The organism is Erythrobacter sp. 'gip.4 top 5' (assembly GCF_056495765.1).
Genome location: NZ_CP200270.1, coordinates 2,394,123 through 2,405,912, shown reverse-complemented (window position 1 = coordinate 2,405,912; position 11,790 = coordinate 2,394,123). Strand labels below are relative to the sequence as shown.

Annotated in this window: 9 protein-coding genes; 4 read left to right on the top strand and 5 right to left on the bottom strand. The window is 61.2% G+C overall.

All coding sequences use genetic code 11. The features are described from left to right. The first annotated feature begins 81 nt into the window (after positions 1 to 81). On the top strand, positions 82 to 660 hold the full coding sequence (locus ACRANW_RS11630; protein WP_479431945.1) for a hypothetical protein: 579 nt from the start codon (positions 82 to 84) through the stop codon (positions 658 to 660). 140 nt (positions 661 to 800) lie between these two features. Next, positions 801 to 2,270: a DEAD/DEAH box helicase gene (locus ACRANW_RS11625; RefSeq protein WP_479431944.1), complete on the top strand. Its 1,470-nt coding sequence runs from the start codon at positions 801 to 803 to the stop codon at positions 2,268 to 2,270. Between the two features lie 233 nt (positions 2,271 to 2,503). On the opposite strand, the gene ACRANW_RS11620 is transcribed toward ACRANW_RS11625, so the two are convergent. Next, on the bottom strand, positions 2,504 to 4,804 hold the full coding sequence (locus ACRANW_RS11620) for an ATP-dependent helicase (protein WP_479431943.1): 2,301 nt from the start codon (positions 4,802 to 4,804) through the stop codon (positions 2,504 to 2,506). 272 nt (positions 4,805 to 5,076) lie between these two features. Here ACRANW_RS11620 and ACRANW_RS11615 point away from each other — a divergent pair, with 272 nt between their 5' ends. Beyond that, a complete protein-coding gene (locus ACRANW_RS11615; RefSeq protein WP_479431942.1) occupies positions 5,077 to 5,562 on the top strand; it encodes a hypothetical protein in 486 nt (161 codons plus the stop codon). Here the strand turns inward: ACRANW_RS11615 and rsmD are convergent. Genes rsmD through ACRANW_RS11600 form a run of 3 tightly spaced genes read right to left on the bottom strand, consistent with a single transcriptional unit; the run spans position 5,559 to position 8,473 of the window. After that, complete coding sequence (gene rsmD / locus ACRANW_RS11610) at positions 5,559 to 6,140, bottom strand: 16S rRNA (guanine(966)-N(2))-methyltransferase RsmD (RefSeq protein ID WP_479431941.1); 582 nt, start codon at positions 6,138 to 6,140, stop codon at positions 5,559 to 5,561. The genes ACRANW_RS11615 and rsmD overlap by 4 nt on opposite strands. Beyond that, entirely contained in the window at positions 6,137 to 7,261 is a 1,125-nt protein-coding gene (locus tag ACRANW_RS11605; RefSeq protein ID WP_479431940.1) for a pseudouridine synthase, read from the bottom strand. Before ACRANW_RS11605 ends, rsmD begins: the two co-directional genes overlap by 4 nt. 42 nt (positions 7,262 to 7,303) lie before the next feature. Then, positions 7,304 to 8,473, bottom strand: coding sequence for an aromatic ring-hydroxylating oxygenase subunit alpha (locus tag ACRANW_RS11600; RefSeq protein ID WP_479431939.1), 1,170 nt, complete (start codon positions 8,471 to 8,473; stop codon positions 7,304 to 7,306). A 72-nt stretch (positions 8,474 to 8,545) separates the two neighbouring features. Between ACRANW_RS11600 and ACRANW_RS11595 the strand changes: the two genes are divergently transcribed. Further along, positions 8,546 to 10,303 (top strand): AmpG family muropeptide MFS transporter, encoded by a 1,758-nt coding sequence (locus tag ACRANW_RS11595; protein WP_479431938.1) that lies wholly within the window; start codon positions 8,546 to 8,548, stop codon positions 10,301 to 10,303. A 184-nt stretch (positions 10,304 to 10,487) separates the two neighbouring features. Here the strand turns inward: ACRANW_RS11595 and ACRANW_RS11590 are convergent, their stop codons facing one another. Beyond that, positions 10,488 to 11,783, bottom strand: a complete 1,296-nt coding sequence (locus tag ACRANW_RS11590; protein WP_479431937.1) for a bifunctional folylpolyglutamate synthase/dihydrofolate synthase — start codon at positions 11,781 to 11,783, stop codon at positions 10,488 to 10,490. Positions 11,784 to 11,790 lie beyond the last annotated feature (7 nt).

Here is an 11,790-nt window from a genome sequence, read left to right as displayed (position 1 = left end):
GCCCATGGCGCCTTTGCTGCGACATGTGGCTGGGCGCGCGCCTGCCCGGCTTGCACGCATTCAGGAGAGACCCGACCGCACATGCAAAGCCTGTTCGTTTTTACTGCGCCGTTGTCGCTGTTGCTGCCCTTGGCGGCGCAAGCAACCGACGCGCCAGTCGAACAGGGGCGGTCCGCCGCTTCAGCCCTGCAATGTGAGGCGCGGGCCGCAGTACAGCGGCGCATTAACTCGGTCGCTATCAATCCGCTCTCGGCACTGCGCCAGACATCAGTGGTCCGGCAGATCCGGATCGAGCAGCGGGTGGTGGTGCGGATAGCGCCGCAGTCGTCCATCACACGCCGCAACCTTCTTGCCGATCTACCGACGCCCGCTGTCCCGCAGCGTTTCGAAGAACGTGGGAAGGAAAATTGCGTAGCGCTTGATGGAATTGCTAGCGTTCAAACCGGCAGTGGGAACCGCCTTGTCTTGTTTCTGCGCGATCAGCGAATGCTTTCGGTCAACCTCGAAAAATCCTGCCGTGCCCGCGATTTTTATTCCGGCTTTTATGTCGAGAAAAACAAGGATGGGCGCTTGTGTGTCGAACGTGACAAGCTGCAGTCGCGGACTGGTGCGCGCTGCGAGGTCGGCACGATGCGCGAACTGGTGGAAGTGGGTGACTAACAGTTGACGCGCGTGAGCGCGTTTCCTTGACTTTTGCGGCGATTTGCACAAAAGGCCGGGGCCTGATGCGATGTTGAATGCGCACAGAACAGTAATCTTGGCAGCAACCCTGCCCGTAACTCTCGGACATAACACACCGCATGACTTTTGCCGATCTCGGCCTTTCGCCCGAATTGCTCAAAGCCGTCGAAGACGCGGGCTATACCACGCCCACCGCGATTCAGGCGCAGGCTATCCCGACCGTTCTGATGATGCGCGATCTCATTGGTATCGCGCAAACGGGCACCGGCAAGACCGCCAGCTTCGTGCTCCCCATGATCGACGTAATGGCTTCAGGTCGGCGCCGTGCGCTGATGCCGCGATCCTTAATCCTTGAGCCTACGCGTGAACTTGCGGCGCAGGTGGCCGAAAACTTCGAGAAGTATGGCAAGAACCACGATCTGAAAATGGCGCTGCTGATTGGCGGCGTGCAGATGGGAGATCAGCTCAAGGCTTTGTCAGACGGCGTTGATGTATTGATCGCGACACCGGGCCGGCTGATGGACCTGTTTGAGCGTGGCAAGATTATGCTCAACGGCTGCGAATTGCTGGTGATCGACGAAGCTGACCGGATGCTCGACATGGGCTTTATTCCCGATATCGAGTTCATCTGTTCCAAGCTGCCGGAAACCCGGCAGACGATGCTGTTTTCGGCCACCATGCCGCCGCCGATTGAAAAGCTGTCCAAAAAGTTTCTGACCAATCCCAAGCGGATCGAAGTCAGCCGTGCTGCTTCGACCAATGCCGATATCACAGCCTTCAAGGTGCCGGTAAAGTCGCGATCGAAGAAAGACACGCTGCGTTGGTTCCTCGAGAACGATCTCGTTGAAACTGCCATGATCTTTGCCAATCGCAAGACCACTGTGCGCGACCTTAATCAGAGCCTCGCGCGGCTTGGTTTCCGGTCATCCGAAATTCACGGCGACATGGATCAGTCGAGCCGGATCAAGGAGCTTGATCGGTTCAAGGCGGGCGAAGTCAATATTCTCGTGGCGTCCGATGTTGCCGCACGCGGTCTCGACATCAAGGGCGTGTCCCACGTGTTCAATTACGACACGCCTTGGCATCCCGATGATTACGTTCACCGCATCGGGCGCACGGGCCGCGCAGGCGCCAAGGGCCGCGCCTTTACCTTCGTATCGGAAGAAGACGCCGAGGCGATCAGCAATGTCGAAAAGCTGACCGGCAGCGCGATCAAGGTGTTCGGCAAGGAAGACGTTCGCGTTGACCTGAGTGCGGCGATTGCCAAGGCCTATGCGGCCAAGGTGGACGAACCGCGTGACGAAAGCAGCGAGGAGCGTCCCGCACGCAAATCCCGCCGCGCCCGTGAAGATCGCGCACCCCGCGAAGAAAAGGCTCCCCGCGAAGAACGGGCTCCGCGCGCGGAAAAGGCGCCGCGCGATGAGCGCAGCGAACGCCCGAGCCGTGAAAGGGCCGAGCACCGCACCGACCGCGTCACCGCCAGTGACAGCGCCAAGCCCCGGCGCCGTTACAACGAAGATGATACCCCGGTTCCTGCAGGCGAGTGGAACGGTCCGCGCCCCAGCTTCCTCGACGTGGGATTTCGTTGATAGTCGGTCGCTTACGGCAATCAGGATCTTGAAGGCCACGGCACCGGCGGCTCAAGCAAATGTTATTGATTGTACGACACCGTCAACGGAAAGTCAGACAAGCGCCATTTTTTCGATTTCATCGGGCTCGAATTGAGCAAAAGCATGAAAAGTCAGATCGGTAGCCCACCAATCCACACTGCAACCATGCACGATATGCTTTGTCGTTTGGTAATATTGCCGACTGCATCTCTTCAGCCCACCACCGTCACAAAGCTATCCAGAACCCGCTTTTCGCCGGCGTCTTCGAATTGGATCGTCAGCTTGTTGCCCTCCTGATCAATCACGCAGCCAGTGCCGAACTTGGCGTGCGTCACCATCGCGCCAATGGCAATATCGCTGCGGGCTGGCGCTGCAAAGCTTGCAGCGGAGCGGGTGCTTTCGCGTAACCGGACCGGCTTGGCATCGTATCCCGAGCTCAATGCGCGCTGCCAGCCAGGGCCGCGCTGCTCCGCTTTGCCGGGATGATCACGCGCAACGTGGGCGAAGGGGTCTTCCTGCTCGCTCCAGTTCGCGCGCCACAGCGAAGCACCGCCCGTCAGCGTCGTTTCCTGTTCGATATGCTCTTCGGGCAAATCTTCGATGAAGCGTGATGGGATGGAGCTGGTCCACTGGCCATAAATTCGTCGGTTTGCGGCGTGCAGAATAGTGCAATGCCGCCGTGCGCGAGTGATCGCGACATAGGCAAGGCGGCGTTCTTCTTCGACCGCGGCGAGGCCGCCTTCGTCGATGGCGCGCTGTGAGGGGAACACCCCTTCCTCCCAGCCGACACAGAAGACATTGTCGAACTCGAGACCCTTGGCGGCATGGATCGTCATGATCGTCACTGTTTCTTCGGCGTCCGAACGGTCATTGTCCATGACCAGGCTGACATGCTCGAGGAAATTGCCCAGACTGTCATATTCTTCCATCGCGCGGGCAAGTTCGGTCAGGTTTTCAGCGCGACCGGCGCTTTCGGGCGTACGGTCGGCAGAGAGCATGGCGTTGTAGCCCGATTCTTCTAACACCAGTCGCAGCAGATCCGACGGCGTCATTGTTTCCGAAGCTTCGCGCCAGAACAGAAACTGTCGCATCAGCCCGCCGATGGTGGTTGCTGACCGCTTGGGCAATTCGTCGCTATCGGCCAGTTGCAGCGCGGCCGCCGCAAGCGGCAAGCCAGTGCGGCGCGCATGGCTGTGCATCTGTTCCAGCGCCTTGGCACCCAATCCGCGCTTGGGCTGATTATGAATCCGCTCGAACGCCAAATCGTCTTGCGGCTGCGCGATCAGGCGCAGGTAGGCCAGCGCATCGCGTATCTCGGCGCGTTCGTAAAAGCGGAAACCGCCGATAATGCGGTAATTGATCCCGATCTGGATGAAGCGGTCTTCAAATTCGCGGGTCTGATATTGCGCCCGCACCAGAATGGCGACCTGATTGAGCGCCGCGCCCTCACGCTCCAGCCGCTCGATCGTCTCGCCCACCCGGCGCGCTTCTTCGGGCGCGTCCCACACGCCGATGACCTTGACCTTGTCGCCGCCGTTGACTTCGGTCCACAAGGTTTTGTCGTGGCGCTGCGAATTGGCGCGGATCAGGCCTGAAGCTGCGCCCAGGATGTGCGGGGTGGAACGGTAATTCTGTTCCAGCCGGATCACCTCTGCGCCGGGAAAGTCCTTTTCAAACCGCAGGATATTGGCCACCTCGGCCCCGCGCCATGAATAAATCGACTGGTCATCGTCGCCCACCACGCAGATATTCTTGTGCTCTTGGGCGAGCAGCCGCAGCCACAAATATTGGACCGCGTTGGTGTCCTGATATTCGTCCACCATGATGTAGCGGAAACGGCGCTGATAATCGGTCAGGATGTCGCGGTGCTGTTTGAGGATATTCAGCATGTGCAGCATCAGATCGCCGAAATCGCAGGCGTTCAGCGCCTTCAGCCGCTCCTGATAGCGGGCATAGAGCTGTGTTCCCTTGCCATTGGCATAGGCCTCATTCTCCACCGCATCGAGATCGGCGGGATTGAGACCGCGATTCTTCCAGCGATCAATCAGGCCTGCCAGCTGCCGCGCAGGCCAACGCTTCTCATCAAGATCGGCCTCCACGATCAGGGCTTTCAGAAGCCGCAACTGATCGTCGGTGTCGATGATGGTGTAATTGGATTGCAGGCCAACAAGTTCGGCGTGGCGGCGCAGCATCTTGGCGCAAATCGAATGGAACGTGCCGAGCCATGGAATGCCCTCCGCCCCCGGCCCCAGATGATGCGCCACGCGCTCCCGCATTTCGCGCGCGGCCTTGTTGGTGAAGGTGACGCACAGGATTTGCGAGGGATAGGCGCGCCGTGTTGCCACCAGATGCGCCAGACGTGACGTCAACGCGGCGGTCTTGCCGGTGCCTGCGCCCGCCAGCATCAAAACAGGGCCCTCGGTCGCGAGGACGGCCGCGCGCTGCGGCGGATTAAGCCGCGCAGCATAGGCCGGAACAGGGGTAGGGGCGGGCGAGGGCAAATTGTTGTTCATGATATTGTGCGAACAGGTAGGGAACAATGACGGCAGGGGCAAGCCGCCAGGCAGTCCTTGGCTCACAAACTGCTGCGCCCCTCGGGTCACTTTGCCGTCTTTCAGTCACAATTACCGACGGACTGCACCGACCGCGCGATGATCGGCCCGATGTCAGAACGGTGGCCGGAACTTGCTCACCCATATGCGGCTTTATCCGAACAATAGGGAAACAATTGCCTCACATTTTGATGCGTTCGTCTGGTCTGGCCAAAAATGAAATGGAGATATTCATGACCAAGTATTTCAACACGTTCGGTCTTTCGGTAGCTGCTTTGGCGCTCGCCGCGACCCCGGCAATCGCTGGCGCGCAAGATCAAACCATGCCTGAGCCGGTGCCGGGAACGTCCACGCCGCCGACCGGCGATGCGTCGATGCCGCCGATGGATGACACCACGGCGCCTTCAATGCCCGGCACCACGCCGCCGCCGATGCCGACTGAGACGCCGCCGCCTGCAACTGCGGCTCCCGCGTCCGCTCCGGAACCGACGCCTGAGCAGATGGCGATGATGCAGGAATGGCCAGCTGAAAAGCAGGCCTCGTATCAGGCTTGGACGCCCGAGACCCAGAATTACTACTGGTCGTTGAGCGAAGACCGCCAGGAGATGTTCTGGCGTCTGACTGATGACGACAAGGCGGCGCTTCCCAAGCTTACCGAAGCCCAGCAGGAGTCCGCTTGGGCTCAGATTAAAACGAAGCTTGCAGAGATGAGCAGCTAGGCTTCGGCTTCAGCGATTTTCGGGTCGGCATCAGGTGCGCCGAGCTTCAACAAGCTCAGTTTGCCCTTGCCGACCCGGCGTTCTGCCTCAAGCTTCAGACCTTTTACGCTAAAATCTTCCTTGAAGCTCGTCTCGACAGCAATCCATGTTTCGGGACCGATCCACCCCAGGCGCAGCAGGCGATCGAGTGCAACTTCGCCCGCGCCCGATTGGTAGGGCGGATCGGCAAGGATCAGATCAAGCGGACGCTGCGCAGCCCGCAATTGCATGACGGACGCCGCTTCGACGCGTGACCTGGCCCCAGCGCCCAGTGCTGTCACATTGGTTCGAATCACGTCCACTGCTGGGCGGTCCTGTTCCACGAACAGGCAATGCGCGGCACCTCGTGACAGGGCTTCAAGGCCCAAGGCGCCGGACCCTGCAAACAGATCGGCAACCTGCAACCCCTCAAAATCGCCCAATCGGCTGGTCAGCATTGCGAACAAGGTTTCGCGCGCGCGATCTGCCGTTGGCCGCGTGCTTTCGCCCTTGGGCGCGATCAGCTTTCGCCCGCGCCATTCGCCTGCAATGATCCTCATTTGCGCGGCGCTCGTGGTGGGGTGTTTCCGCGCGTGGCGGGCGGACGCTTGCGCGAACCTGTGCCTGAACGGGGGCCAGAGCGCGGTGCACCGGGGCCGCCAGCGCCTTTGCGCGGCGCATTCGTCAAGGTCTCCCGATCCTTGCGCGGGGCAGGCGAAGCTACCGATCCTCTACGCGGAGCGCCCTTCGCGGCTTCGCCATCCTTGCGGGCAAACGTCGTGGCTTTGGCAGCTTCAGGTTTTGCAGGGCGCGCAGTTGGGCCGTTGCGGGACTGCGGGCGGGCGGGGCGCGGTGGATTGGCCGCGGCGATTACGACCTTTTCGGCCTTTTTCACGCCCCCACGCGGGATCGGCGCGCCGGTCATTTCCGAAATGAAATGCGCCACCGGCTTCCCAAGCAATTCCACCGCCTGGCCGCGCGGCAGATCACCGATGTTGAACGGGCCATACCCGGTGCGGATCAGCCGATTGACCTGCAGGCCCAGATATTCAAGTATTCGGCGCACCTCGCGGTTCTTGCCTTCCGTGATCGTCAATTCGATCCACAGATTGCGGCCTGACGAACGTTCAAGGTTCGCATTGATCGAACCATAGCGCATCCCGTCGATCTCGACCCCGTCCATCAGATCTTCCAGCTGGCTCTGTGTCACCGCGCCAAAGGCACGGGCGCGGTAGGTGCGCGGCACATTGGTGGCGGGCAATTCCATCGTGCGCTTCAACCCGCCATCATTTGTGAGCAGCAACAGGCCTTCGGTGTTGAGATCAAGCCTGCCGACCGGCATCAGCCGCGGCGTATCGCTGGGCAGGGCATTGCGCAGCGCGGTGTAAATCGTCGGGCGGCCGGTTGGATCGCGTTCTGCCGTGATCAGACCGGTGGGCTTGTGAAAGGCGAACAGGCGGGTGGCTTCGGCGGCGGCAACCGGGTTGCCATCCACCGTCACACCCTTGAGGCTCGCAAGAATTGTCGCCGGGGTGTCGAGCACCTTGCCATCCAGCGCCACGCGGCCTTCTGTGATCATGCGTTCGATCTCGCGGCGGCTGGCGATACCGGCGCGCGCCAGCAGCTTGGCAATGCGGTCGCCTTCGGGACGGGTTTCGGAGCGGGGGGGCAGGGTCGGCATGGCGCGCGCCTAGAGCATTTCTTCAGGAAATGCGACCAGCGATCACACGCCTTGTGACGCCGCTTCCAAGGCTTCGCGCACGATCTGGTCAAACCGCGCAATCCCGCCTTCCAGCGTGCCGAGCGTGAGATGGGCGATCGCTCCTGATGAAAGCCCCTGCTGGCCAAGTTCTGCCGCACGGAAATCTTCCGACGCGAAGACTTCGCCGTCGAGCAAGTTCCAGCTTTTCTCCCAATGCGCCAGCGCCTTCTCGGTCACAGGGGCTGCGGGGATCATCATGAAGTCCTCGACCAGCGTCACGTCGGCCGCCTGCGGCATCAGCACCATCACGTTCACGTAATCGGGACTGGGGACAATGATGGTCGCAGGGAGAAGCTGATAAGCGAACGTCACCACCCGCCGCAGCGCCGCCATGTCGGTCAGATCGACCTGCTCCATTTCCTCTAGCCGACCGACGGCGGAGCGCTGGTGGGGCCCAATCTGGTCGCCTGCGGTGATCCCGTCCTTGAAGAACGGGCCAATGGTGCCGGCGTGAAGCCGTGTCACGTGATAGCTTTCCAGGAAGGCATCCATGATGAGCTTCCAGTTGCCTTTTACCGCGTGCGTCTTGCGCCGGAACAAATGGGCGGCGCCAAGGCCGAAACTGTCGAGATCGCTGCCCAATTTCCGGGCATCGCTGAAATCGGCGCTCTCATCCGGCGCAAACCAGATCAGCCCACCGGCCTCAAGGCTGGGGAGTTCGACCAGCCCGTAATCGGCCTTGTCCAGCCCCGGAAAGGTTTCGGGCCGGGGAAGGGCCAACAATCCGCCATCAAGCCGGTAGGTCCAGGCATGATAGGGACACACCAGCCGCTTGGCGCATTGTGCCTGGTTGCCTTCGACCAGCCGCGTGCCACGGTGGCGGCAGACGTTGAGGAAGACGCGGGCGTGCCCCTGGGTGTCGCGGGTTATCAAGAGCGGTCGGCCGGTGGCGTCATGTGGCACCGCCATGCCGGGCTCGGGCAGCAGCGCGGAGGGGCAGAGCACCTGCGGGAGACGGTCGAACAGCGCAGTTTTTTCGCGGGCAAAGTGTTCGGGGCAGGTATAATTGCTGGCCGGCACCGTCTGAATGGCGCCCGCAACCTTGGCGTGGCCATCCCGGATCGCTTCCGCAAGCGCCAATTGACCCGGTGTGGGGCGCAATGTGGGGACAGTGGTTTCCCTAAAGTTCATGCTCTCTTCCCCAAACCTCTGCCGCGCGGCTAGTGTCGCAGAATTTGGCGCCAACGGGAAGGACGCTAGTGCATGGCCGAGGATACTAATGTGATGGCCAAGCCGGGTTGGCGGACGCTGATCGGCGCGCTGCGAAGCCCGAAAACGGGTTACATGGTTTTGTTTGGCTTTGCGCAAGGATTGCCGCCTGCGCTGTTTTTGGGCACGCTTTATGCGTGGCTATCCGAGGCTGAGGTTGATCTGGAAACGATGGGGGTCTTCTCGCTCGTCGGCTTGGCCTATGCGTTCCAGTTTCTGTGGTCACCTTTGCTCGACAAGGTCGATATTCCGGTTTTGCGGCGGCTGGGCAAGCGCAAGCAGTGGATCGCACCGATGCAGCTTGTGATCGGGATCGTATTGGTGGTGATGAGCTTTCTCGATCCCAAGAATGCCCTCGCCTCCTTCAGCCTGCTGGCGGCCATCGGTGCCTTTGCCAGCGCCACGCAGGATATTGCGATCAACGCATGGCGGATCGACGTCGCTGACGAAGTGGCGACGATCGACATTTTGTCGACCATTACCCAGATGGGGTTCCGCCTAGCGTCACTGGTGGGCGGCGCGATTGGTTTGATCATGGCTGACCGATACGGCTGGCCCTTCGTCTATGTCATGTTTGGTGGATTTATGCTGGCCATCGGGATCGCTGGCCTGTTTGCACCTGATGCCCACGTCACCGAAGACCGCGTGGCCAACACCGCGCATAATCATGATGAAGTGGCCGAACTCTACAATGTCGGGGAAGTGACCGTAAAGGTGCGTAACCGCGCGTTGCTGGCGGTTGGCCTGCTATGGACGTGGGCTATCGCAACTGTGATCATTTTCATGGTCCGGTCGATGACCGAAAGTCCCGAGACGCGTCCTGATGTGACGATTTTCACGACCACATACGGACCGCTGATTGTGCTGGCGACGATCGTGTTGCCGGCCTTTATTGCTGCGTGGGTTGTGAAACAGAAACATGATGGCGCAAATGTCATCGCGGCATCGCCGGGCGGCCTTGCAGATCACAGGGTGAAGTTTACCGACCACCTGTACCGCGCTCTGGTGCTGCCGCTGGTCGAATTCGTTAACCGGATGGGCTGGTCCCTGATGCTGGTCCTTGCGCTGGTGCTGACCTACCGGATCACTGACTCCGTCTGGGGCGTGTTTGCCTACCCCTTCTACCTTGGCGAGTTGGGATATACGGGCGAGGAAGTCGCGTTCGCTTCAAAGATCCTCGGCATTTTCGCGATCCTGGTCGGGCTTGCGCTGGGTGGGTGGCTGATCACCGTGTTCGGGCGCATGTTCATGCTCACCTTGGGGGCGATCATCGCTGCCGCGACGAACCTGCTCTACGCCGATCTGGCGCAAGGCGGAGCGATGATGCAGGCAGCAAGTGATGCCATCGGTTTCACCTGGCTGGTCAACATGACGGCGACCGGGCTTGCCCCGCTGTTCTTTGTTGCCGCGCCGCCTTCGGAGGGACTGGCGCGGCTCGCCTTCACGATCTTCTGGGAAAACCTTGCCATCGGAATCGCCGGGGCTGCCTATATTGCGTGGCTCTCCAGTATCGTGGCCAAGCGCTATGCGGCGGTGCAGTTTGCGCTGCTCACTTCGTTGACGCTCCTGATCGGAACTTTAGGGCGCGGCGCGCTGGGCCAGATGATTGAGGATCGCGGCTATTACTTCGTCTTTATCTTCACCGCGCTGATCGGAGTGGTGGCCGTTGTGCTGTGCGCGTTGGAATGGTGGCGGCACGCCCGCTCAGACGGGAGCCCAAGCGCGCCTCTTCCGGCGCCTGCGCGGGTGTGACCGATTGGCCTGCGGCTGTGGTTTGGCAGGACTTTCCTACTTCCGCTGGCACAGTCACCTTGCCAGCGTGACAAGCAACCTTCGCCCTAGTGTTGCCGATATTAGAACCGAACTGACGCGGCGAGAGCTTTTCTGTTTCTGGACAGTGTCTCATGTGTCTCCAACACGAGAGCGGGCAAACTGCCTAATCAGGCAGTTCGTCGTTCAGCCGCAGCACTTCGCCCGCAAGATAAAGCGAGCCTGCGATAAGGATGGGCAAATCGTCCGAAGGGACGCCAAGCAGTGCCTCCCCCAGATTGCCTGCAGCCCCTGCGCTTGGTCCGAAGGCACTGGCCGGATGGCATTCATGCCCCGGCACAGGAACAACGGTCAGCGTTCGCACGCGCTCGCCCAGCGGATCGATGATTGCGCGCGGGTCTTTGCCTTCGATCATGCCGAGGATGAGATGCAGTGGCCCGTCGAAATGTGCGGCAATCACCGCACCCGCGCTGGGGTTGTGGCCGCCATCGAGCCAGACTGTCTGATCCGCGACGAGCGCGGTCAGCGGCCCATCACCCATGCGCTGCATCCGGGCGGGCCAGTTTGCGTTCCGGACCCCTGCCAAGATCGCATCGCCAGACACAGCAATGCGGGTCTGCGCACGCAGCATCGCTACAGCGAGGCCAGCGTTGGTCATCTGGTGTCCGCCAATCAGCGAAGGCGCAGGAAGGTCCAAGTTGCCGCGTTTGTCTTCGAAAACCCCGTTATGCGCACCGATGTACCAATCCTTGTTGTGGGCAAGGAGGTCGGCGCCAAGACGCTCTGCCATGAGCGCTATCTCGCGATTGGCCTCCTTGCCGTTATCCATGGCAATCAGCGGCACACCCCGCTTCGCAACCCCTGCCTTCTCGAACGCAATCCGCGCCATTGGTTCCGTGGGCACCCCGTCCTCAGGCGCGAGCAGGAAGCGTTCGTGATCGAGGCCCAAGGCGGCAATCCCGCAGGCCGCCAGCGCCTCGGGCTCCAGCACGTTGGTGGCATCGAAGCGCCCGCCCATGCCGACTTCAATCACGCAGGCATCGGCTGGCGTGCGGCTGAAGGCGAGGAACGCGGCGGCGATGGTGATTTCGAAAAAGCTGGGGCCCAAATCCTCGCCCGCATCCAGCACTTCGGCCAGCACGGCTGCCAGGGCCTCGTCCGAGATCAGCTCCCCCGCCAGCCGGATACGCTCGTTGTAGCGCACCAGATGCGGCGAGGTCGTAACATGAACCCTGTACCCTTGCGCCTCCAGGATTGCGCGCAGGAACGCGCAGGTGGAACCCTTGCCGTTGGTGCCCGCCACGTGGAATACCGGTGGCAACTTGCGATGCGGACTGCCGAGGCGGTCCATCAGGGCGCGGATTGTCTCCAGCCCTAGCCGCCCTTGCGGCAGGCTCAGCGCGGAAAGCCGATCAAGCTGCGCCTGAACGCGCGGGTCGTCCGACCGACCGAAGTCACGCATCGGCGCG